20 protein-coding genes are annotated in these 21,317 nt (G+C 70.3%); 9 read left to right on the top strand and 11 right to left on the bottom strand.

Features of this window, described 5'->3' with window-relative positions; translation table 11 throughout:
* Positions 1–6 precede the first annotated feature (6 nt).
* From BDD16_RS08405 to pelG, 4 genes are read left to right on the top strand one after another with little or no spacing between them, the layout of a single operon-like run.
* A complete protein-coding gene (locus tag BDD16_RS08405; protein ID WP_179633530.1) occupies positions 7–1,374 on the top strand; it encodes a PelD GGDEF domain-containing protein in 1,368 nt (455 codons plus the stop codon).
* Positions 1,371–2,390: a tetratricopeptide repeat protein gene (locus tag BDD16_RS08400; RefSeq protein WP_179633529.1), complete on the top strand. Its 1,020-nt coding sequence runs from the start codon at positions 1,371–1,373 to the stop codon at positions 2,388–2,390. The genes BDD16_RS08405 and BDD16_RS08400 overlap by 4 nt, the downstream gene beginning before the upstream one ends.
* Positions 2,387–3,925 (top strand): GT4 family glycosyltransferase PelF, encoded by a 1,539-nt coding sequence (gene pelF / locus BDD16_RS08395; RefSeq protein WP_179633528.1) that lies wholly within the window; start codon positions 2,387–2,389, stop codon positions 3,923–3,925. Before BDD16_RS08400 ends, pelF begins: the two co-directional genes overlap by 4 nt.
* Positions 3,901–5,274 carry an exopolysaccharide Pel transporter PelG gene (gene pelG / locus BDD16_RS08390; protein WP_179633527.1) on the top strand — a complete coding sequence of 458 codons (1,374 nt, stop codon included), beginning with the start codon at positions 3,901–3,903 and terminating at the stop codon, positions 5,272–5,274. Before pelF ends, pelG begins: the two co-directional genes overlap by 25 nt.
* 37 nt (positions 5,275–5,311) lie before the next feature.
* On the opposite strand, the gene BDD16_RS08385 is transcribed toward pelG, so the two are convergent.
* From BDD16_RS08385 to BDD16_RS08375, 3 genes are read right to left on the bottom strand one after another with little or no spacing between them, the layout of a single operon-like run.
* Entirely contained in the window at positions 5,312–6,304 is a 993-nt protein-coding gene (locus tag BDD16_RS08385; RefSeq protein WP_179633526.1) for a Bug family tripartite tricarboxylate transporter substrate binding protein, read from the bottom strand.
* A 46-nt stretch (positions 6,305–6,350) separates the two neighbouring features.
* Complete coding sequence (locus tag BDD16_RS08380) at positions 6,351–7,400, bottom strand: alpha/beta hydrolase family protein (protein WP_179633525.1); 1,050 nt, start codon at positions 7,398–7,400, stop codon at positions 6,351–6,353.
* Positions 7,401–7,425: 25 nt separating this feature from the next.
* Positions 7,426–8,685: a THUMP domain-containing class I SAM-dependent RNA methyltransferase gene (locus BDD16_RS08375; RefSeq protein WP_179633524.1), complete on the bottom strand. Its 1,260-nt coding sequence runs from the start codon at positions 8,683–8,685 to the stop codon at positions 7,426–7,428.
* Positions 8,686–8,916: 231 nt separating this feature from the next.
* On the opposite strand from BDD16_RS08375, the gene BDD16_RS08370 reads away from it, so the two are divergent.
* Positions 8,917–9,576, top strand: a complete 660-nt coding sequence (locus tag BDD16_RS08370) for a YiaD family glycine zipper/OmpA-like lipoprotein (protein ID WP_179636057.1) — start codon at positions 8,917–8,919, stop codon at positions 9,574–9,576.
* Positions 9,577–9,595: 19 nt separating this feature from the next.
* On the opposite strand, the gene BDD16_RS08365 is transcribed toward BDD16_RS08370, so the two are convergent.
* Positions 9,596–10,156, bottom strand: a complete 561-nt coding sequence (locus BDD16_RS08365; protein WP_179633523.1) for a DUF3455 domain-containing protein — start codon at positions 10,154–10,156, stop codon at positions 9,596–9,598.
* 167 nt (positions 10,157–10,323) lie between these two features.
* On the opposite strand from BDD16_RS08365, the gene BDD16_RS08360 reads away from it, so the two are divergent.
* The gene (locus BDD16_RS08360) at positions 10,324–11,145 is read left to right on the top strand and encodes a DUF4394 domain-containing protein (RefSeq protein ID WP_246332494.1); all 822 of its coding nucleotides are present in this window, start codon (positions 10,324–10,326) and stop codon (positions 11,143–11,145) included.
* Positions 11,146–11,176: 31 nt separating this feature from the next.
* On the opposite strand, the gene BDD16_RS08355 is transcribed toward BDD16_RS08360, so the two are convergent.
* The gene (locus BDD16_RS08355; protein WP_179633521.1) at positions 11,177–11,479 is read right to left on the bottom strand and encodes a hypothetical protein; all 303 of its coding nucleotides are present in this window, start codon (positions 11,477–11,479) and stop codon (positions 11,177–11,179) included.
* Positions 11,480–11,495: 16 nt separating this feature from the next.
* Entirely contained in the window at positions 11,496–12,701 is a 1,206-nt protein-coding gene (locus tag BDD16_RS08350) for a multidrug effflux MFS transporter (RefSeq protein WP_179633520.1), read from the bottom strand.
* 146 nt (positions 12,702–12,847) lie between these two features.
* Here BDD16_RS08350 and BDD16_RS08345 point away from each other — a divergent pair, with 146 nt between their 5' ends.
* Complete coding sequence (locus tag BDD16_RS08345) at positions 12,848–13,213, top strand: helix-turn-helix domain-containing protein (RefSeq protein ID WP_179633519.1); 366 nt, start codon at positions 12,848–12,850, stop codon at positions 13,211–13,213.
* Between the two features lie 117 nt (positions 13,214–13,330).
* On the opposite strand, the gene BDD16_RS08340 is transcribed toward BDD16_RS08345, so the two are convergent.
* The 4 genes from BDD16_RS08340 to BDD16_RS08325 all read right to left on the bottom strand — a co-directional run bounded on the left by BDD16_RS08340 (position 13,331) and on the right by BDD16_RS08325 (position 15,879).
* On the bottom strand, positions 13,331–14,455 hold the full coding sequence (locus BDD16_RS08340; protein ID WP_179633518.1) for a 3-deoxy-7-phosphoheptulonate synthase: 1,125 nt from the start codon (positions 14,453–14,455) through the stop codon (positions 13,331–13,333).
* A gap of 27 nt (positions 14,456–14,482) precedes the next feature.
* A complete protein-coding gene (locus BDD16_RS08335; protein ID WP_179633517.1) occupies positions 14,483–14,863 on the bottom strand; it encodes a TraR/DksA family transcriptional regulator in 381 nt (126 codons plus the stop codon).
* Positions 14,864–14,976: 113 nt separating this feature from the next.
* Positions 14,977–15,651: a hypothetical protein gene (locus BDD16_RS08330; protein ID WP_246332493.1), complete on the bottom strand. Its 675-nt coding sequence runs from the start codon at positions 15,649–15,651 to the stop codon at positions 14,977–14,979.
* A gap of 12 nt (positions 15,652–15,663) precedes the next feature.
* Positions 15,664–15,879 carry a hypothetical protein gene (locus BDD16_RS08325; protein WP_179631889.1) on the bottom strand — a complete coding sequence of 72 codons (216 nt, stop codon included), beginning with the start codon at positions 15,877–15,879 and terminating at the stop codon, positions 15,664–15,666.
* A gap of 149 nt (positions 15,880–16,028) precedes the next feature.
* Between BDD16_RS08325 and BDD16_RS08320 the strand changes: the two genes are divergently transcribed.
* Positions 16,029–17,237: a M20 aminoacylase family protein gene (locus BDD16_RS08320; RefSeq protein ID WP_246332492.1), complete on the top strand. Its 1,209-nt coding sequence runs from the start codon at positions 16,029–16,031 to the stop codon at positions 17,235–17,237.
* Positions 17,238–17,264: 27 nt separating this feature from the next.
* Positions 17,265–17,474: a hypothetical protein gene (locus BDD16_RS08315; protein WP_179633516.1), complete on the top strand. Its 210-nt coding sequence runs from the start codon at positions 17,265–17,267 to the stop codon at positions 17,472–17,474.
* An 18-nt stretch (positions 17,475–17,492) separates the two neighbouring features.
* Here the strand turns inward: BDD16_RS08315 and BDD16_RS08310 are convergent, their stop codons facing one another.
* Positions 17,493–21,236, bottom strand: coding sequence for an indolepyruvate ferredoxin oxidoreductase family protein (locus BDD16_RS08310; RefSeq protein WP_179633515.1), 3,744 nt, complete (start codon positions 21,234–21,236; stop codon positions 17,493–17,495).
* Positions 21,237–21,317 lie beyond the last annotated feature (81 nt).

Below are 21,317 nucleotides of genomic sequence, written 5' to 3'. Positions count from 1 at the left end.
TCCGCCATGCTGGTTTCCAAGTTCACGGCCGACGCGACCGCCCGGGACGGGCTGCACGCGCTCGCGTCCCCCCGCGCCAAGCTGGGCTGGGCCGCGCTCGAAGTGGTGGTGATGACGCTGGGCCTCGTCGCGATCGGACGCTGGGTCTCGCCCGACGATCCGCTGTTCACCCGCGCGCCGATTCCGTGGACCTGGTTCGCGCCGATCCTGGTCGCGCTGCGCTATGGCGTGCTGGCGGGCCTGGGTTCGATGCTGATGGTGCTGGTGGCCTGGCGGCTGCTGCAGGGAACGGACCCGTCCGCGGCCTTCCCGGTGCTCTACTTCCTCGGCGGCCTGCTGCTGACCATGGTCTGCGGCGAATTCAGCGGCCTGTGGCGCTCGCGCATCCGCCGGCTGTCGCAGGCCAACGCCTACCTCGAAGACCGCATCGAGCGCGTCACCAACCGCCTGTTCATGGTCCAGCGCTCGCACGACGTGCTGGAGCAGGACCTGCTGCTGCAGCCCTCGACGCTGCGCCAGGCGCTCGGCGACATGCGCGCGCGCTCGCTGGCCGGCCAGCTCGCCGCGCCGGCCGCGGCCAAGGCCTTCCTCGACTTCCTCGGCGTGCACTGCCAGATCGAGAGCGCCCAGGTCCTCACGCTCACGCCCGGCGCCGGCCACGGCACGACGCTGGCCAGCGTCGGCCAGCCGGTGCCGGTGCAGCTGACCGATCCGCTGGTCCAGTACGCGCTCGACCAGCGCCGCCTGGCCCATGTGCAGGCCGGCTTCCCGGTGCACGAGGCGGCCACCAGCCACCTCGTCGCCGCACCGCTGGTGCTCGGCACGCACCGCGAGCAGGCACTGCTGGTGGTGAGCCGCATGCCCTTCCTCGCGCTGCACGACGAGGCGCTGGAGCTGATGGCCGTGCTGTGCTCGTCGTTCTCGGACGCCGCGCTGGTCAGCGACGAGGTCCCGGGCCTGCTCGCCCACCTGCCGAACTGCCCGGTCGAGTTCGCCGAAGAGGCCAGTCGGCTTGACCGCATCGCCTGCGAGTTCAAGCTGCCCAGCCAGGTGGTGGTGCTGACCTTCGGGGACACCGAACACGCCGCCAGCCAGCGCCGGCTGGCCGAGCGCCGTGCCCGCTCGCCCGATGTCGTCTGGCCTTACGCGCTGGAGGACGGCCGCGAACGGCTGGTCACGCTGATGCCGCTGGTCGGCCGCACCGCGGTCGATGGCTATCTGCACAGCCTGGCCACCTACGTGGCCGAGCGCCAGGGGCTGGCGCCGCACCAGGCCGATCTGGCCACGCTCGGCATCCAGTACCGCGTGATGACACTCGGCCAGGCGCCACTGGCACCCGCGCTGGTGGGCGTGCTCGGAGGCACCAGCGCATGAACCCGCTGCAGTTCCTGCTCGCACTGGCGCTGGAGGCCGGCGCAGCACTGCTGCTGTGGACCGGCGAGCGCGATGTCCTGCAACTGGGCGCCTACCTCGCCGTGCATGCGCTGGCCTGTGCGGTGCTGGCCCTGGCACTGCTGCCGCTGCTGCCCGGGCGGCTGCGCCAGCCGCCGCTGGCGGTGCTGGCGCTGCTGTTCAGCCTGGCGTTCTTCATCCCCTTCCTGGGGCTGGTGGCGCTGCTGCTGGCGGTGGTCGTGATGCGGATGCTGCCGGTGCGCGAACGCGACACCCACTTCCGGCTGGCCGCGCCGCCGGAGTTCCTGCTCTCGGTGCGCGACCCGCCGCGGCTGTTCCGCGGCCTGAGCATCCGGCAGCTGCTCACCGACGTGCACGCCGCCGCCACGCTGCGCACCCGCGCCCTCAACGCCATCGCCAGCAAGCCCGCGCGCATCGCCGGCGACCTGCTGCGCAAGCTGCTGAGCGACCCGGTGGAGGACCTGCGCCTGGTCGCCTACGGCCTGCTCGACACGCAGGAAAAGGCGCTGCGCACCCGCATCTCCGAACAGGCCGCGCTGCTGGAGCAGCTCACCACCGAGCCGCACCGCCACAGCGCCAGCCGCATCGAGGTGCTGCGGCATCTGGCGGAGCTGAACTTCGAGCTGGTCTACCAGTCGCTGGTGCAGGGCGACGTGCGCGAGCACACGCTGGCCCGCGCCATCGAACACGCGCAGGCCGCCATCGCGCTCGACCCGGGCAACGGCGGCCTGCGCCAGCTGCTGGCGCGCATGCACCTGGAGCAGGGCGACATCGACCGCGCCTGCGACGACCTGATCCGTGCCACCGAGGACGGCCTGCCCGACAACCGCGTGCTGCCCTACCTCGCCGAGATGGCCTACCGCCGCGGCGACTGGCGCAGCGTGCGGGCCCTGATGCACCGCATCGACCCGCTGACCGTGACCCCGCGCATGGCCGCGCTGGTGCGCTACTGGCAAACCGCAGGAGAGCGGACTTGACTGAATTGCCCCGTGCCGAATCGGCCGACATCGCACTGCTGCTCGAAGGCACCTATCCCTACATCTCGGGCGGTGTGTCGAGCTGGGTGCACCAGATCATCACGGGCTTCCCCGACCTGACCTTCGCGGTGGTGTTCCTCGGCTCGCGGCCCGAGGACTACGGCCCGATCCGCTACCAGCTCCCGCCCAATCTGGTCCACGTCGAGGCGCACTACCTCTTCGACGCCGAAGACCGTCCCGCCCAGCGCACGGTGCGCACCGACCCGGCCGCCTTCGCCCACGTCAAGGCACTGCACCGCCACTGGCAGGACCCCGAGAACACCCCCGCCGGCACCGACCCGCAGGCCCTGTTCGGCGCCGTGATCGACCGCTTCGACGACCAGCTCGGCGAGGCGCACTTCCTGCGCGGCGACCAGGCCTGGGACCACCTGTGCGCCCAGTACGAGGAGCGCTGCACCGACCCGTCCTTCGTCGACTACTTCTGGACCGTGCGCACCATGCACGCGCCGCTGTGGAAGTTGAAGCGCATCGCCGACCACCTGATCCCGGTGAAGGCCTTCCACACCGTCTCGACCGGCTATGCGGGCCTGCTGGGCGCCATGTGCAAGCGCAAGCACGGCCGCTCGCTGGTGCTCTCGGAGCACGGCATCTACACCAAGGAGCGCAAGATCGACCTGTTCGGCGCACGCTGGATCGCCGACAACCGCTCGGTGCTGCAGCGCGACCTGACCGAGCTGAGCTACTTCCGGGAGCTGTGGATCCGCTTCTTCCAGGGCATCGGGCGCGCCTGCTACGAGTCGAGCGACCAGATCATCGCGCTCTACGAGGCCAACCGCCGCCGCCAGGTCGCCGACGGAGCGGCCGGCGAGCGCACCAGCACCATCCCCAACGGCATCGACATCGCCCGCTTCGCACCGCTGCGCGCGCTGCGGCCCGCCCAGGTGCCGCCCGTGCTCTGCCTGATCGGGCGCGTGGTGCCGATCAAGGACGTCAAGAACTTCATCCGCGCGCTGCGCAGCGTCATCAACCAGCTGCCCGAGGCCGAAGGCTGGATCGCCGGTCCCGAGAACGAGGACCCCGCCTACGCCGAGGAATGCAAGCTGCTGATCGCCAGCCTCGGCCTGCAGGACCGGGTGCGCTTCCTCGGCTTCCAGCAGCTCACCGAGCTGCTGCCGAAGGTGGGGCTGGTGGTCCTGTCGTCGATCAGCGAGGCGCTGCCGCTGGTGCTGCTCGAAGGCTTCGCCGCGGGCGTGCCGGCGGTGAGCACCGACGTCGGCTCCTGCCGCCAGCTCATCGAGGGACTGGACGACGAGGACCGGGCGCTCGGCCCGTCCGGCCGCGTGGTCGGGCTGGCCGATCCGAAGGCGCTCGCCAGCGCGGCGGTCGAACTGCTGTCCGATCCTGCGGCCTGGCAGCGCGCCAGCGACGCGGGCGTGGAGCGGGTCCGGCGCTACTACTCGCTCGAACGCATGCTCGGTCGTTACCGGGACGTCTATGAAAGGGCCCTGACGTGGCAGGCATCGGTTTCGAGCTGAGAAAGCTCCTGCGGCGCGACAGCTTCGCCGGATTGTTCAAGGCCTACGCCTACGCGGGCATCATCAGCTCCGGGCCATGGGTGCTGTCCATCCTGGGCATCCTGGTGATCGGTCTGTTCTCGAAGAAGCTCCTGACCGTTCCGGACGCCCAGATCACCCGGTTCCAGGTCTCGGTGACCTACCTGATCATGCTGTCGCTGGTGCTCACCGGGCCGATCCAGCTCTCCTTCACGCGCTGGGTGGCCGATCGGCTGTTCGAGAAACGCGCGGCGATGATCGCGCCCAACTTCCTCGGCGCGCTGCTGATCGTCATCGTCGGCGCGGGCCTGCTCGGGCTGCTGGCGGTGGCCACGCTGTTCCCGGGACAGACCAACCTCTACCGTGTCAGCTTCGCCAGCGGGCTGGTGGTGATGAGCGGCATCTGGCTGGCGACGATCTTCCTGTCGGGCATGAAACAGTACAAGACCATCGTCGCGCTGTTCGGCCTGGGCTACGGCGTCAGCGTGACGGGCGCCCTGCTGCTGAGCCGGATGGGCATGGAAGGCCTGCTGCTGGGCTTCGTGGTCGGGCAGTTCGTGCTGCTGGCGGGCATGCTGGTGATGGTGCTGCGCACACTGCCGGCCGAGCGGCTGATCGCCTTCGACTTCCTGAAGCGCGGCGCGATGTTCACCTCGCTGGTCTGGGTCGGGCTGTTCTACAACCTGGGCGTCTGGGCCGACAAGCTGGTGTTCTGGGCCGCGCCGGAAGTCAGCCAGCCCATCATCGGCCCGCTGCGCGCCTCGGTCATCTACGACATCCCGGCCTTCCTCGCCTACCTGGCGATCATCCCGGGCATGGCGGTGTTCCTGGTGCGCATCGAGACCGACTTCGTCGAGTACTACGAGCGCTTCTACGACGCCGTGCGCGAGGGCGGCTCGCTGGGCAACATCCAGCGCCTGCGCGACGAGATGGTGTTCACCATCCGGCAGGGGCTGTACGAGATCCTGAAGATCCAGGGCATCACGGTGCTGCTGGTGATCCTGGCCGCACCGCGCGTGCTGGACTGGCTCGGCATCTCGCACCTGTACCTGCCACTGCTCTACCTCGACGTGGTGGCCGCCAGCCTGCAGGTGGTGCTGCTGGGGCTGCTCAACATCTTCTTCTACCTCGACCGGCGGCGCGTCGTGTTCGGGCTGACGGCGCTGCTGCTGGTGCTCAACGTCGGGCTGTCGCTGGTGACGCTGCAGCTCGGTGCGTCGTTCTACGGCTACGGCGTGGCGCTGGCGATGATGATCACGGTGTTCGTGGCCATGCTTGCGCTGGAGAGCAAGCTGCACCGGCTGGAGTACGAGACCTTCATGCTGCAGTGACCGGCCGCCGGGGCCGGCCACGGTGTGGTGGAGCGGCTTACTGCGGCTGGAAGCCGCTGGCCTTGATGATGCGCGTCCAGACCTGCTTGTAGGCGTGCTCGCGCTGGCCCAGCTGCTCGGCCGGCATGTAGCCCACCGCCAACCCCATGCCGGTGAGCCGTTCGCGCACGTCGGGCTGGGCGATCACCTTCGACAGCGCGGCGCCGAAACGGTCGATCGTCTCCTTCGGCGTGCCGGCGGGCGCAAAGACGCCGTAGTAGGGCACGTCCTCGAAGCCGGCCAGACCCAGCTCGGCAAACGTCGGCACGTCCGGCAGCGCCGCCTGCCGCGCGCCACCGAGCACCGCGACCACGCGGATCTTGCCGGCCTTGTGGTTCTCGATGAAGTCCGGAACCGAGCCGACACCCGCGGCGATCTGGTTGCCCAGCATGTCGGTCATCATCGGCGCGCTGCCGCGGTAGGGCGCGGAGATCAGGTCGAGCTTGTACTTCTCGCCGATCACCTTGACGAGGAACTCCGGCACCGAGGCCGGCGCCGGCACGCCCACCGCGCCCTTGCCGCCACCGGCCGTCTTCACCCAGTTCACGTACTCGTTCACCGACTTGGCCGGTGTGCCGCCCGAGACGGCCAGCGCATTGACGAAGGTGGCGAAGCCGGCGACCGGCACGAAGTCCTTGGCCGGGTCGAAGCCGGGGGTCTTCACCACCAGCGGCAGGATGGTGATGGTGTGGTCGTGCGAGAGGAAGAAGGTGGTGCCGTCCGGTGCGGCGGTCTTGAGCGCCTGCGCGGCGAGCTGGCCGCCAGCGCCGGGCTTGTTCTCGACAATCACGGTGGTGCCGAGTTCGTCCTTGAGTCGCTCGGCCAGCGTGCGGGCGATGGCGTCGGTGCCGCCGCCGGGCGGGAAGCCGACGAGCAGCTTGATGGGCTTGCCGTTGTCAGCAAACGCCGGCAGAGCGGTCAGCCCGGTGGCGGCCACGGCCCAGGCAGCGACACACGCCAGGATCGAACGACGAGAGGAAAGCAGGGTCATCATCAGGTGCTCCAGCGGGTGGGATACGGGTGAACAGCGAGGGGGATCAGCGCCCCAACTTTTCCACAAAATAGTCGGCAATCCGCTCGTGCAGCCGCGGCAAGGTCGCACCGCGGTCAAAGAACGGCGGATCCCCTAGCAACCGGTCCGCCACGCTGCCCGGTGGAAACGGGGGCAGCGGCGACAGCATGGCCCCGTGCCCCGCCTCGGGCAGGTGCATGAGCACGTCACAGCGCGGCGCGCACGCTGCCCGCACTGCCTCGGCGTGGAAGGCCGGGACTTGGTTGACATCCCGCGCCGCGATGACGAGCCCCAGCGCAGTCCGCGGATTCGCGAGGGACTCGGGTTGAAAGTCAGCGGCAAACGGCACCATGGCCACGACCGCTCGGACCCGGGAATCGGTGTGACCCTCCAGGCGTTCGTCGCGGAAGCGCCAGCCGATCACCTGCCGGGCCACCCAGACCTTGATCGGGTCGAGCCAGTTGCCCCGCAGCAGGGTGATGAAGCCGACGCATGAGGAAAAATCTACCTCGATATTGCGCTCGCAGTGGTCGCGGAATCGGCTCGGTGACCAGAGCCCACCGGCCAGCGACAGCGCCGTGTGCCCACCCGCCGAGCCGCCAAAAACTCCGACCGCGTCCAGCGTCAGCCCAGGAGCGAACTGGGGCTGCGCGGCCAGTGCGTCGATCGCTTCACTGACCTCGCGCGGTCGCAGGGCCCAACTGTCAGGACCGGGGTGGGCGTCGTCCAGATTGTTGTCGCCCCGGTGCTGGGGCATTGCCACGACAAATCCCCGACTGACCAGCGTCCGGGCCAGATCGGCGTGGACCCAGGGCGAGCCGCCAGAGCCGTGCGAGACGACGATCAGGTGTCCGTTGCCCTGCGTCGGCGCGGCCTCAGCGGCCCAGGAGAGCTGGAAGGGTCCGATCCGGACAGGCTGTTCGACCGCCGCCGTCGGATAGAAGACCGTCGTCCGTCCTCCGTCGGCCTGTGCGACCTGCGTGAACCCCAGACGTGGCTCCGCCACCGCTGCCGACAGGTGTCCACCCACAAGCCACACGAAGAGCCCCACCAGCACCTCGTGGGCAAAGGCCATGGCGTAGTGCTCCCGTGTCATGGCATCAACCCCGCTCTTCGCGCGGCTCGCTGCGGTTCGACCCCGCCACCAGATCGAAGCGGAACAGCCGGCATTCGATCGGCCCGTTCCACATCGGCACGCGGCGCGACTCCTTCAGCCGCATCGCCTGCGGCAGCTTGGCGTCCGGGCTGAGCACCCAGGCGGTCCAGCCGGCGTACTGGCGTTTCCAGTGCGTGGCGAGCGCCGCGAAGAAGGCCTGCGAGGTGCCGCCGCCTTCGAAGGTCTCGCGCGAATCGCGGTAGCCGCCGGGGGCGGAACCGGTGCCCTTGGCGTCGATGCGCTCGCCGTAGGGCGGGTTGAGCATCAGCACGCCGCGCGCGGTCGGGGCGTTGCGCTGCAGGGCATCGACGGTCTTGAAGTCGATGGCGTGCGCGACACCCGCACGCTCGGCGTTGCGGGTGGCGAAGTCGGTCATGCGGAAGGAGACGTCGCCTGCGTAGACCCGAACCGCCGGCGCATGGATGCGCGACCGTGCCTCGGCCTTCATCGACTGCCACGCCACCACCTCGGCGCGGAACGGGGCCAGCTTCTCGAAGGCAAAGCTGCGCTGCAGGCCCGGCGCCATGCCGCAGGCGATCTGCGCGGCCTCGATGGCGATGGTGCCCGCGCCGCAGCAGGGGTCGAGCAGGTCGCCGTCCTCGGCGCGGCCGTGCCAGCCAGCGGCGGCCAGCATCGCGGCAGCCAGCGTTTCCTTCAGCGGCGCCTCGCCCTGCACCTCGCGCCAGCCGCGCTTGAACAGCGCCTCGCCGCTCAGGTCGACGTAGATCTGCGCGTAGTCCTCGCCCACGTGCAGCTGCACCGACAGGTCAGCAAAGCGCGGGTCGACGTCCGGGCGCTCGCCGGTCTGCTCGCGCATCACGTCGCAGATCGCGTCCTTGATGCGCAGCGAGGCGAAGTGCAGGCTCTGCAGCGGCGAGCGCACGGCCGAGGTGTCCACGCGCAGCGTCTGGCGCGGCGTGATCCAGTCGGTCCACGGCACCGTGCGGGCGATGTCGTAGAGGTCCTCCTCGTCGCGGTAGCGGCCTTCGGCGACCTGCCACAGCACCCGCGGCGCCAGCCGGCTCTCCAGGTTGAGGCGCATCGCGGTGTGGACACTGCCGATCAGCGAGATGCCGCCGCGGCCGAGCTGCACCGACTCGGCCGCGCGCGGCGCACCGGCTGCAGTCAGGATGGCGCGCACTTCGTCGGCCAGCAGGGGCTCGACGCCAGCGGCGCAGGGCAGGAACAGGGGGGTCGGGTTCAAGGCAGTGGTCCGTCGTCTTCGTGATCAGGGGGCAGCCGCGATTGTCGCCCCGGATGCCCTGCCGATACAGCCACACACGCACAGGTACCGCTCGTCACCTGGGCGGCGTCATCGACACACCGCTTTCAAACGTTCAATACATCCGGACACTGTCTTAATGGATGGTGTGCATTCCGGTGCACTGGGCAGACTACGCTGGGTGTACCTCGACAACGGAGATTTCCCACCATGATGCAATTCACCCCTACCCGTCCCCTGGTGCTGGCCCTGGCGTCTGCGGCGCTGCTCCTCGGCGGCTGCGCCGACATGAGTGCCCGCCAGAAAGGCACGGCGACCGGGGCTGCGGCAGGTGCTGCGGTCGGTGCGGTGCTGAGCAAGGTCACCGGCGGCAAGGCCGGTTCGGGCGCGGTCATCGGCGGCGCGGTCGGTGCGGTCGCGGGCAACCTGTGGTCCAAGAAGATGGAAGACAAGCAGCGCGCGATGGAGCAGGCCACCCAGGGCACCGGCATCGACGTGAGCCGCACCAGCGACAACCAGCTCAAGGTGAACGTGCCGAGCGACCTGTCCTTCGACACGGGCCGCGCGAACATCCGCCCCGAGCTGGCGCCGATCCTGACCAGGTTCGCGCAGGGTCTGGACGCCACGATGCGCGTGCAGATCACCGGCCACACCGACAGCCAGGGCAGCGATGCGGTCAACAACCCGCTGTCGGTCGAACGGGCAGCCTCGGTGCGCGACTACCTGGTGTCGCAGGGCGTCTCGGCCACGCGCATCTCGATCGAAGGCAAGGGCGAGCACCAGCCGGTGGCGGACAACAGCACCGCCGAAGGCCGTGCGAAGAACCGCCGCGTCGAGATCTTCCTGCGCGAGCCGGAAAAAGCCGGCTCCTGAGCCCGCGCAGCGTCGACGATCAGGCCGGCTTCCAGAAGATGTAGTCGGCCTGGTACTGCACGACGATGCGCTGGCCGGCATTGCTCGGCGCGCAGATCTGGGACGGCGCCACGCCACCCTTGGTCGCCGTGCGCTGGATGTAGCTCACGCCGGTCATCGCGCCCGCCCCCATCGCCGGGTTGGCCTTGACGAGCTGGTGCGGGATGTTGCCCGCGCCGGCCGGTGCCACCGCCACCTGCGTGCCGGTCAGCTTCGAGCCATCGGCCGACTGCCAGGTGGCGGGCGGGCCGTAATAGCTGCCGACCAGCTTGCCGCTGCGGTCCTTCAGCCCTGCGGCCGGCCCGGCGAAGAGCCACTCCATCTGGTCCGCCGTGCCTGCCTTGACGCGGCACTCGTAGGTGATCTCGCCCGCGCCCACGGTTTCCATGGCGACCTTGTGGCCGTCCGGCACCTTGACGGCGTCCGGCAGGGCCATCTGGCTGTACGGTGCGGCCATGGTCATCGGGGCCATGGGGCCGGAGCTGGCACAGGCCGACAGCAGGGCCACGGCGGCGGCGGACAGGATGAGCTTGGTGTTCATGGACATCTCCAGCAGGTTGCGGTTGAGGTTGGTGATGTCTCTTACGCAGCGGCCCGTGCACTGGATGCAGCCCAGTGAAAAAAAATACGCCGAACCGCTCAGATCAGGCGTGGAGGTGCCGATAGGCGGGCATGTCCAGACCCACCTCCACCCCACCCCCCTCCCCCATGCGCCACCTGCTGGCCATGGCCTGCCTGACGGCCGTCGCCGGTTGCGCCCTGCCCCCGGCCGAACCGCCGGCACAGACGCGCCGCGAAACCCTCTGGGCCGTGACCGACACGGCCGAACTGCTCCGCTTCAACGCAGGCCAGCCGCAGAAGGTGCTGCAACGCCTGCCGCTCCAGGGCCTGGCGCCGGGCGAGCAGCTGGTCGGCATCGACTACCGCGTGGCGAAGGGCGTGCTGTACGCGCTGACCTCGGGCGGGCAGCTCTGCACGCTCGACACCGTCACCGGGCAACTGCGGCCGGTCGGCGCGGCCGTGCCTGCGCTGAAACAGGCCGGCCGCACCGGCTTCGACTTCAACCCGGTCGCCGACCGCGTGCGGGTCGTCACCGAGTCGGGCCAGAACCTGCGCCTGCACCCGGACACGGGCGCGCTGGCGGCCACCGATCCGCCGCTGCAGTGGCCAGCCGGCACCCCGCGCATCGCCGGGGCGGGCTACACCTACAACACGAAGAACGACAAGCTCACGACCAACTACGCGGTCGACCTCGCCACCGGCAGCCTGGTCACGCAGGGCTCGCCCGAGTCGGTCCAGCCCGCCGTGTCGCCCAACACCGGCCGGCTGTTCACGGTCGGCCCGATGGGCACCGGGCCGGTCGACGATGTCGCCTTCGACATCACCGACACCGACAACACCGCCCTGGCCGCGCTGCGCCAGCAAGGCCGCACCCGGCTGCACGTGCTGGACCTCGCCACCGGCCGTGCCACGCTGCTCGGCACCGTCGGCAACGGGCAGGCGCTGTGGGGCATGGCGATCGAGCCTTGAGGCTACAGACCCGCCGCGCAGGCCGGGTCGCTCAGTCCCACTGCAGCAGCTCGGCCAGCCGCCGCGCCACCCACACCGCCTCGTCCGGCGTGAAGCCGGAGTCGGGCGTCTGCAGCCCCGCCTCCATGCGCATCAGCACCTCGTCCTCGGACACGCCGAGGTCGAAGTGGATGTGCTGCGCCTGTGCGACGAGCTGCTGCGCGAGGTCTTCGCAGGCCTCGTAGCGGGCGCGGACCTCGGCGATCGGCGTGCGCAGGCGACTGCGGGTGCGGTCGCGGTGCAGGTCGAGGAACGATTCGGGGATGAGGATCTGGTTCTCGTGGTCGTCGGACATGGCGGGACGTGCAAGGTCAATGGGCCGGCGCCGACGACGCATGCGCCGCCTTCGCCAAGGTGAACCAGGTCAGCACGCCGGCGATCAGCGCACAGCCGCCGATGCCGCTGACCATGGGCATCGGGCTGCCATCGACGAACTGCGAGATCACGCCCATCACGACGGCGCCGGTGACCATCTGCGTGGTGCCGAGCAAGGCGGACGCGGTGCCGGCGATCTCGCCGTGGGTGTCCAGCGCCAGCACGGCCGTGGTCGGCACCACCAGCCCCAGAAAGCCGAAGCTGCAGAACACCAGCACGCTGAGCACGTCCAGCCGGTCCACCCCGAACGCGAACAGCGCCCACAGCAGCAGCGCGATTGATGCGAAGCCGGCGACACCCGCCTCCACCACGCGCACCAGCCCGTAGCGGGCGCAGAGCCGGCCGTTGAACTGCGCGATACCGATGAAGGCGGCGGCGTTGATCGAGAAGAAGAAGCCGTACTGCATCGGCGTCACGCCGTAGTGGTCGATCAGCAGGAACGACGAGTTGCCGAGGTAGGCGAAGAAGGCCGACATGCCAAACGCGCCGATCAGCGTCAGCGCCATGAAGTGCCGGTCGCGCAGCAGCGTCCAGTACGTCGCCAGCACGCCGCCGAGCGTCGAGGCGGTGCGCGAGGCGGCGGGGCGGCTTTCCTCCAGTTGCGACGCCAGCAGCGCGATGCCGAGCACGCCCAGCGCCGACACGGTCCAGAAGATCCAGCGCCAGCTCGCCACCGAGATCACCAGACTGCCCGCCAGCGGCGCCAGGATCGGCGAGACGCTGAACACGAGCATCAGCATCGAGGTGAGCTTCGTCGCCTCCACGCCGGTGTGCAGGTCGCGCACGACGGCGCGCGGGATCACCGTGCCCGCGCAGGCGCCAACGCCGGCGATGAAGCGCAGCACGATCAGCGTCTCGATGTCTGGTGCGAGTGCGCAGCCGATGCTGCCGGCGACGAACAGCGCCAACCCGAAGTACAGCGGCGGCTTGCGCCCGAAGTGGTCCGACAGCGGGCCGTAGAGCAACTGGCACAGGCCGAGCGCCAGGAAGAACACCGTCAGGCTGAGCTGCACCTGGGCGATGTCGGCGCTCAGGCTGTGGCCGATCTCGGGCAGCGCCGGCAGGTACATGTCGATCGCGAACGGGCCGATCGCGGAGACCAGGCCGAGCACGAGGGCGTGGCGGAAGAGGGAGGACTGCATGGGGGGTGCGACCGGGGAGGGCGCGAGCGGGCAGGCCTGTGATGGTACCCGGGTCGGCTTGCCCGCGTTTTACCGTATTGCATCCTGCCAATACATTTAGATCACATAGATTTGATCATTTACCCATAAAAGATCAAAATTATGCGATGCCAAAATCCCCCGAAGCCCTGTCCATGCTGCCGCCGGTCGTCGAGCGTTCCTTGCGCCAGCTCGGCGAAGATCTGGCGCTGGCGCGCGTGCGGCGCGGGGAGTCGCAGCGGGCCTGGGCACAGCGGCTGGGCGTGTCGGTGCCGACGTTGATCCGGCTGGAGCAGGGCGATCCGGGCGTCGGCCTGGGCATCGTCGCCACGGCGCTGTGGCTGATGGGCCGGGCCGAGGCGCTGGGCGAGCTGGCTGCGCCGCAGCACGACCGCGGGGCCTTGGAGCGCGACATCCAGGCTGCGATGCAGCGGCGACGGTCGCGCTCGCGGATCCGGTCCGCCGTGGCGGGCAAGGCGGATGACCCGACATGACCCCACCCCGTCATGCCCGCGAAGGCGGGCACCTACGCGCCGAGAGACAGGTCGTTGGCTGGGGTGGATCCTCGCGTTCGCGAGGATGACGGGGTGGGGTGGTGGTGGGGGTAGGGATCAGGCCGCGCTGCGCTCCCGCCGCGCCCGCACCGCCTCCGCCAGCCTTCTCAACACCGGCTCCGTCTGCGCAAAGCTGATGCACGCATCCGTGATCGACACCCCGTGCCGCAGCGGCTCGCCCGGCCGCAGATCCTGCCGCCCTTCCTCCAGGTGGCTCTCGATCATCACGCCCGTGATGCGCTGCTCGCCGCCCGCGATCTGGCCGGCGATGTCCTCGGCGACCTCGATCTGGCGGCGGTGCTGCTTGCTGCTGTTGGCGTGGGACAGGTCGACCATCACCTGTTCGCGCAGGCCCGCGCCGCGCAGCATCGCGCAGGCCGCGTCCACGTCCGCCGCGCTGTAGTTCGGCGCCTTGCCGCCGCGCAGGATGACGTGGCAATCGGCGTTGCCCGTCGTCTCGAACACGGCGGCCACGCCCATCTTGGTCATGCCCATGAAGGCGTGCGGCGCGCTCGCGGCCAGGATCGCGTCGGTCGCCACGCGCACGCCGCCATCGGTGCCGTTCTTGAACCCGACCGGGCAGCTCAGGCCCGAGGCGAGCTGGCGGTGGCTCTGGCTCTCGGTGGTGCGCGCGCCGATCGCCCCCCACGAGATCAGCTCGGCGATGTACTGCGGGCTGAGCAGGTCGAGGAACTCGCTGCCCGCCGTCAGGCCCAGGCCGAGGATGTCGATCAGCAGCGCGCGGGCCCGCTCCAGCCCCTCGTTGATGGCGAAGCTGCCGTCCAGGTGCGGGTCGTTGATGTAGCCCTTCCAGCCGACCGTCGTGCGCGGCTTCTCGAAGTACACGCGCATCACGGTGACCAGCTCGCCGCGCAGCTCGTCGGCCAGCGGCTTCAGGCGCGCGGCGTATTCCATCGCCTGCGCGTGGTCGTGGATCGAGCACGGCCCGACGACGACCACCAGCCGGTCATCGCGGCCATGCAGCACGTCGGCGATCTCGCCGCGCACCTGCTCCACCAGCGCCTGCGCAGGCTCGCTCACCGGCAGCCGCTCGTGCAGCAGCGCGGGGGTGATCAGCGGGCGCACGGCGTCGATGCGGGTGTCGTCGGTGCGGGTGGTGTCGCGCGTGGAGCGGCGGGAGCCGGTCTCGCGGTCGTGGAGGGGGGTGTCGATCGTGCTCATGGCGCGATTGTCGCGCCGCTCATGGCCTCACCCGTTCGCACCTTCCGCGACCTGCTCGCACGCCAGACAGCGCAGCGCCTGCGGCCGGACCTCCAGCCGCGCGAGCGGAATGTCGGCGCCGCAGTCGATGCAGACGCCGTAGGCATCGTGGTCCAGGCGCTGCAGCGCCAGCCCGATGTCGGCCAGCTCCTGGCGCTCGTGGTCGGTGAAGGCGAGGTCGATCTCGCGGTCGGCGGCGCGGGCCGGGGCGTCGTCGCTGGACTGGTCCAGCACGTCACGGGCATGCTGGACACGCGAGGCACCCTGGGTGTGCAGGTGCATCGACGCCAGCAGGGTCTCCTGGCGCTGCAGCAGGGCGGTGCGCAGCGCGGCGCGGCGCGGCAGGTCGAGCTTCTGGGTGGTGGTCATGGTCTTCTCCGGACGGGTTCAGGGGGACCGGACCATCGTGGCACCCGGACGGCCCGGCAGGCTTGACCCGGCGCAACCGCCCGCCCGTCACCGCACTGGCGTGCGACCGCGGATCAGAAGCTGTAGCCGACGCTGACAGAGAGCTGCGGGATCGCGCGGATCTTGCCGACGCCGTCGCGCAGCTCGGCCAGTTCCTTGTCGATGTTGGCCTGGATGTCGGCCTCGTTCGCCAGCGCGCCACGCGCCGTGGCGGTGACCTTGGCCTTGCCGATCAGGGCGCCGATGTCGGCCGCCATGCGCCAGCCGCTGCTGGTCTGGTGGCCCCAGCCGATGCCCAGGTAAGGCGTGACCGCGGGGAACTTGATCTCGACGTTCAGGCCGTCCCCGGGAGAGGTGTTGTAGGTGCGGTCGCCGATGGTCAGCGAGCCGCCAGCGCCGGACGCATCCAGCGAGATCCGGTAGTTGTTCGAACTCAGTCCGCCGGTCAGGCGGAAGCTGCCCTCGAAGGGGAACCAGTCGCCGAACAGCGCCACCCGCTGCAGCTTGTAGCGGCCGGTGTAGGCGATGCCGTCCTCGGTGGTGTCCTTCTGGCGGCTGCCCATGGTCATGAAATCGCCCCGCACGGTGAAGTGGCTGTCGATCGGGTGGGCATAGCCCAGGCCGATGCCCGGCAGGCCGAGATTGGCATAGACCTCGCCCGCGTGGGCCGGCGCGGTGCCGAAGGTGCTCAGCAGGGCCAGCGCGATGCCGGCCAGGTGCATGGGCTTGAGCTTGGGAGTGCAGTGCATGAGAGGCTCCGATCAGGAGGCCGGACCCGGTCGGTGGCAGCCCCGCGCTGCGCCGTTCCACAGGTTCCGTGCCTGCAGACTAGGGTTCTCCCGCCCTCGCCGCATCCCCCGTGCGGTGGATTGACGACCGGCGTTCAGGTGCATGCCCGGCGCGATCAGGTCGGGCGTCAGGATGGTGGCGTTGGTCTTGTCGGCCGTCACGGTGGGCAGGCCGGTGCGGGTGTCCATGGACGTCTCCGGGAGTGCTGGGCTTGGGTAGAGTCTCCCGAAGGTCGGCGTCAGGCGGAAGCGCATGAACTGCCGCGTTTCGCTGCCAACCCTGCCGAAATGACAGCCTCCGCTGCCACATTGCTGCACCACCCCACAGGACCATGCCCATGCCTTCGCCCATGCCGATGACCGCGCACCCCATGCTCACCGCACTGCAGGCGCAGGCCGACGCGTTCATCGCGCTGCGCCGCGACCTGCACCGCCACCCCGAACTCGGCCTGTCCGAACACCGCACCGCGCAGATCGTCGCCGAGCGGCTGGAAGCCTGGGGCTACACCGTGCACCGCGGGCTGGCGACCACCGGCGTCGTCGGCCAGCTGACGCGCGGCAGCGGCCCGCGCCGGCTCGGCCTGCGTGCCGACATGGACGCGCTGCCGATCCAGGAAACCAGCGGCAAGCCGTGGGCCAGCGCGCACGACGGCGTCATGCACGCCTGCGGCCACGATGGCCACACGGCGATGCTGCTCGCCGCGGCGCACCACCTCGCGCACCACGTCGACTTCTCCGGCACGCTGAACCTGGTCTTCCAGCCCGCCGAGGAATACCCCGGCGGCGCAAAGCTGATGATCGAGCAGGGCCTGTTCGCGCGTTTCCCCTGCGACGCCGTCTTCGCGATGCACAACATGCCCGGCATCCCGCAGGGCCGGCTCGTGCTGCGCGACGGCGCGGCGCTGGCCTCCAGCGACGACGTGACGATCACGCTGCACGCCACGGGCGGCCACGGCGCGGCGCCGCAGCTCGCCACCGACCCGGTCGTCGCCGCGGCCAGTCTGGTGATGGCGCTGCAGACCGTCGTCTCGCGCAACGTCGATCCGCAGCAGATGGCGGTGGTCACCGTCGGTGCGCTGCACGCCGGCCGCGCCAGCAACGTGATCCCGGACCGGGCGACGCTGGAGCTGAGCGTGCGCTCGCTCGACCCCGGCGTGCGCGACCTGCTGGAGCGGCGCATCCGCGCGCTGGCAGTGGCGCAGGCGGAAAGCTTCGGCGTGCGCGCCGAGGTGGACTACAAGCGCGACTACCCGGTGCTGGTCAACACCCTGGCCGAAACCGACTTCGCCCGCCGCGTGGCGCTGGAGCTGCTCGGCCCGGACCACGTCACGCTGAACGGCCCCGCGCTCAACGGCAGCGAGGACTTCGCCGTGATGCTGGAACACTGCCCCGGCAGCTACCTGCTGATCGGCAATGGCGACGGGGCGGGCGGCTGCATGGTCCACCACCCCGGCTACGATTTCCATGACGACAACATCGGGGTCGGCGCGGCGTACTGGGCACTGCTGGCAGAGCGGTTTCTGGTCGACGCCGCCCCCGGCCTTTGAGCCACCCACCAACACCCTCACCCCACCATGCGCCTCGCCACATTCGCCCTCTGCGCCCTGCCCCTGCTGACCGCCTGCAGCACCGACCAGTTCTGGAACATCGGCCAGGCCTGGCAACGCGACCACTGCATGAAGCTGCAGGACCAGATGGACCGCTCGCGCTGTCTGGCCGACATGACCCGGTCGCGCGAAGACTACGAGCGGCAGGCAGAGGGGCTGCGGCGGGCGAAGCCGTAGTGCAGCCGACGCGCGCACTCAGAGCGTCTCGACCCGGATCCCCTTGAACTGTCCGGCCACCGGCACGCCTGCCCCCGCCGGCGGTGGATAAGCCGCCGGATCGAAGCGGTGCAGCAGCTCCGCTTCCCGGACCTGCGCCAGCGCGAGGTTGGCGAGCTTCACGTGGCCGAAGCCGCGCACCGTGTGCGGCACGCTGGCAATCTGCACAGCCAGCGCGCGCCGCCGGGGGGAGGCGTCCACCGCCAGCGCGGCGAGCAGCTCGCGCACGCGGGCCTCGTAGCGGCCGATCAGTTCGCGCTCGGTGCGGCGTTCGTCGGTGCGGCCGAACGGGTCGAACACGGTGCCGCGCAGCGCCTTGCCCTTGGCGAGCCAGCGCATCGCCGGCAGCAGCCACGCGCCGAGCCGCAGCTTGCGCGGCGGCTGGCCGTCCTTCGGGCGGGCAAGCAGCGGCGGGGCCATGTGGAATTCGAGCTGGAAGTCGCCTTCGAACTGGGCGTCGAGGCTGCGGCGGAAGGCGGGGTCGGTGTAGAGCCGGGCGACTTCGTACTCGTCCTTGTAGGCCATCAGCCGCAGGAACTGCGTGGCGACGGCGCGGGTCAGCGGTAGCGCAGCACTCGCACTCGCACTCGCACTCGCACTCGCATCCGCACCGTCATGCTCGCGAAGGCGAGCACCCACGCTGTCAGACACCGTCGAAGCTGTGCGTGGGTTCCCGCTTTCGCGGGAATGACGGGAGGGGGGGGTGAACGCGGCGGATTCGGCGGTACGCACCTCGTCCACCAGCGCCCGCCACCGCTGCGCCCACACGGCGTTTTGATAACCCGTCAGGTGCGCCACGCCGCGGGCGATCAGCGCGTCCAGCGGCTCGACTGCGGGCGTCTGTTCCGCGGAGGCATCCCCGGCCAGCCCACCCAAACCGCCCAGCAGCGCCCGGCACGCCGCCGGGTCCGCCGCCGCCAGCCGCCCGAGCGCGAAGGCGTTCTGGTTGTTCTCCACCGCCACCCCGTTCAACTCGATCGCCCGCTGCATCGCCGCCAGGCTGACCGGCACCAGCCCCGCCTGCCACGCGAAGCCGAGCGCCACGATGTTCGACACGATCGCGTCGCCGAGGAAGTCCTCCGCCAGCCGCTGCGCATCGAGCGTGCGCACCTGCCCGGCGCCGGCGGCGTGCTCGATCTTCTGCAGCAGCAGCGGCGCCTGCAGGCTCGCGTCCGGGTTGCGCAGCGACTCGGCCACCGGCGTCTCGTGCGTATTCGCCAGCACGCGGGTGCGGCCGTGGCGCACGGTCTGCAGCGCGTCGGCGGATGCGCCCACCACGAGGTCACAGGCCAGCAGCGCGTCTGCCTGCTGCGCATCGATGCGCACCTGGTGCAGCCGCTCGGGCCGGTCGGCGAGCCGCACGAAGCTCAGCACCGCGCCGCCCTTCTGCGCGAAGCCCATGAAGTCGAGCACGCTGGCGGCCTTGCCTTCGAGGTGCGCGGCCATCGCGATCAGCGCGCCGACCGTGACCACGCCCGTGCCGCCGACGCCGGTGACGAGCAGGTCGTAGGGCGCCGCCCAGACATGCGCGGCGGGCAGCGGCAGCGCGTCGATGCGGCGGCGGAACGGGCTGTCCGCACCCGCGGCGCCGACCAGCGCGCCGACGTGTTTTTTCAGCCGCCCGCCGACCACGCCGACAAAGCTCGGGCAGAAGCCCTTGGCGCACGCATAGTCCTTGTTGCAGCTCGACTGGTCGATGCGCCGCTTGCGGCCGAACGGCGTCTCCTCGGGCAGCACGGCCACGCAGTTCGATTGCACCGTGCAGTCGCCGCAGCCCTCGCACACCGCCTGGTGGATGAACAAGCGCTTCGGCGGATCGACCAGTTCCTTCTTCTTGCGCCGCCGCCGCTTTTCCGCCGCGCAGGTCTGCTCGTAGATCAGCACCGTGACGCCGGGCACTTCGCGCAGGCGGCGCTGCACGGCGTCGAGTTCGCTGCGGTCGTGGAAGGTGGTGCCGGGCGGGAACTGGGCGTGCTGGCCGTCGTACTTGGTGATGTCGTCGCTGAGCACCACGACTTGCCGCACGCCCTCGGCCTCGACCTGCCGCGCGATGCGGTCCACGCTGGTGACGCCGTCCACCGGCTGGCCGCCGGTCATCGCCACCGCGTCGTTGAACAGGATCTTGTAGGTCAGCGTTGCTTTGGCCGCCACCGCCTGCCGGATCGCGAGGTAGCCGGAGTGGTAGTAGGTGCCGTCGCCGAGGTTCTGGAAGACGTGCGGCTCGCGGGTGAACATCGCGTGCGAGACCCAGTCCACGCCCTCGCCGCCCATCTGGATCAGGCCCTCGGTCTCGCGGTTCATCCACGTCGCCATGAAGTGGCAGCCGATACCCGCCTGGGCGCGCGAGCCGTCGGGCACCTTGGTGGACGTGTTGTGCGGACAGCCGGCGCAGAAATACGGCGCCCGCCGCACGCCGTCCGCGTCGTTGTGCAGCAGCGCTGGCAGCGTGAAATCGACGACCAGGTGCCGCCGGTCCAGCGCCGGAAACCGCGCCGCCACCCAAGCGGCCACCAGCGCGATCAGCCGCGACGGCCGCAGTTCGCCCAGCGCCGACACCAGCGGCTGGCCGGCTGCATCGCGCTTGCCGAGCAGGGTGGGGCGCTGGTCGGCGGGGGCGTTGTAGAACAGCTCGCGCAACTGCGTCTCCACCACCGGCCCCTTTTCCTCGATGACGAGGATCTCGCGCAGCCCAGCCGCGAAGTCGGTCAGCCGCGTCGGCTCCACGGGGAACGTCAGCCCCACCTTGTAGAGCCGCAGACCGGCCGCGGCGAGGTCGTCCGGCGACAGGTCGAGCCGGCGGAAGACCTCCATCAGGTCGACGTGCGCCTTGCCCGCGGTGACGATGCCGAACGTGGCGCGCTCGGACGCGATCACCGTGCGGTCGATCGGGTTGACGCGGGCGAAGGCACGCACCGCGTCGAGCTTGGCGTGCAGCCGCGCCTCGATGGTCAGCGAGGGCAGGTCGGGCCAGCGGTAGTGCAGCCCGTCGGCGGGGGGCGTGTAGCCGGTGCGGGCGCGCACGGTGTCGGCGTCCTGCCAGGCGGACACGCGCTGCGCGAGCGGGTCGAGGTCGACGGTGGTGCCACTTTCGACCACCTCCGACAGCGCCGTGAACCCGACCCACGCGCCCGAGAACCGCGACAGCGCCCAGCCGTAGAGCCCGAACTCCAGCATCTCCGCCACCGTCGCGGGCGACACGGTCGGCACGCTCCACGCCTGGAACGCCTGGTCGCTCTGGTGCGGCGTCGAGGACGACACGCAGCCGTGGTCATCGCCCGCGACGACGAGCACGCCGCCGTGCGGGGACGAGCCGTAGGCGTTGCCGTGCTTGAGCGCGTCGCCCGCGCGGTCCACGCCCGGCCCCTTGCCATACCAGAGTGCGAACACGCCTTCGACCGTGCGCTGCGGGTCGGATTCGACGCGCTGGGTGCCGAGCACGGCGGTGGCGGCCAGCTCCTCGTTGATCGCGGGCAGGAAGCGGATGCCGAGTTCGTCGAGCCGTGGCTGCGCCTTCCACACCTGCTGATCGACCATGCCGAGCGGCGAGCCGCGGTAGCCGCTGATGAAGCCGGCGGTGTGCAGGCCGCGCTGCGTGTCGAGCGCTTGCTGCATCGCCATCAGGCGGATCAGCGCCTGCGTGCCGGTGAGGAAGACCGTGCCCGCGGTGGCCCACAGGTTGTCGGACAGGCGGTAGTCGGTGCGCAGGGCTGGGGCGGTTTGCATGCAAGTCTCCGTCGATCGGCAGGATCGTTTTTGTCGGAAGACTTTAGAGTTCGCAGCAGATCAGTCGGTTCTTTTCTTCCT

Source organism: Sphaerotilus montanus (assembly GCF_013410775.1).
Classification (GTDB): Bacteria; Pseudomonadota; Gammaproteobacteria; order Burkholderiales; family Burkholderiaceae_C; genus Sphaerotilus; species Sphaerotilus montanus.
Note: the sequence above shows the minus strand (reverse complement) of the source record. Positions and strands in the feature narration are given on the sequence as shown.

Bases quoted from the DNA above. Each gene is read 5' to 3' on its own strand.
- BDD16_RS08355 (WP_179633521.1), bottom strand. From the start codon at position 11,479: ATGTCCGACGACCACGAGAACCAGATCCTCATCCCCGAATCGTTCCTC.
- BDD16_RS08320 (WP_246332492.1), top strand. From the start codon at position 16,029: ATGCCTTCGCCCATGCCGATGACCGCGCACCCCATGCTCACCGCACTG.
- BDD16_RS08335 (WP_179633517.1), bottom strand. From the start codon at position 14,863: ATGACCACCACCCAGAAGCTCGACCTGCCGCGCCGCGCCGCGCTGCGC.
- BDD16_RS08340 (WP_179633518.1), bottom strand. From the start codon at position 14,455: ATGAGCACGATCGACACCCCCCTCCACGACCGCGAGACCGGCTCCCGC.
- BDD16_RS08330 (WP_246332493.1), bottom strand. From the start codon at position 15,651: ATGCACTGCACTCCCAAGCTCAAGCCCATGCACCTGGCCGGCATCGCG.
- BDD16_RS08350 (WP_179633520.1), bottom strand. From the start codon at position 12,701: ATGCAGTCCTCCCTCTTCCGCCACGCCCTCGTGCTCGGCCTGGTCTCC.
- BDD16_RS08315 (WP_179633516.1), top strand. From the start codon at position 17,265: ATGCGCCTCGCCACATTCGCCCTCTGCGCCCTGCCCCTGCTGACCGCC.
- BDD16_RS08370 (WP_179636057.1), top strand. From the start codon at position 8,917: ATGCAATTCACCCCTACCCGTCCCCTGGTGCTGGCCCTGGCGTCTGCG.
- BDD16_RS08405 (WP_179633530.1), top strand. From the start codon at position 7: ATGCTGGTTTCCAAGTTCACGGCCGACGCGACCGCCCGGGACGGGCTG.
- BDD16_RS08325 (WP_179631889.1), bottom strand. From the start codon at position 15,879: ATGGACACCCGCACCGGCCTGCCCACCGTGACGGCCGACAAGACCAAC.
- BDD16_RS08400 (WP_179633529.1), top strand. From the start codon at position 1,371: ATGAACCCGCTGCAGTTCCTGCTCGCACTGGCGCTGGAGGCCGGCGCA.
- BDD16_RS08310 (WP_179633515.1), bottom strand. From the start codon at position 21,236: ATGCAAACCGCCCCAGCCCTGCGCACCGACTACCGCCTGTCCGACAAC.
- BDD16_RS08365 (WP_179633523.1), bottom strand. From the start codon at position 10,156: ATGAACACCAAGCTCATCCTGTCCGCCGCCGCCGTGGCCCTGCTGTCG.
- BDD16_RS08385 (WP_179633526.1), bottom strand. From the start codon at position 6,304: ATGACCCTGCTTTCCTCTCGTCGTTCGATCCTGGCGTGTGTCGCTGCC.
- BDD16_RS08360 (WP_246332494.1), top strand. From the start codon at position 10,324: ATGCGCCACCTGCTGGCCATGGCCTGCCTGACGGCCGTCGCCGGTTGC.
- BDD16_RS08345 (WP_179633519.1), top strand. From the start codon at position 12,848: ATGCCAAAATCCCCCGAAGCCCTGTCCATGCTGCCGCCGGTCGTCGAG.
- BDD16_RS08380 (WP_179633525.1), bottom strand. From the start codon at position 7,400: ATGGCCTTTGCCCACGAGGTGCTGGTGGGGCTCTTCGTGTGGCTTGTG.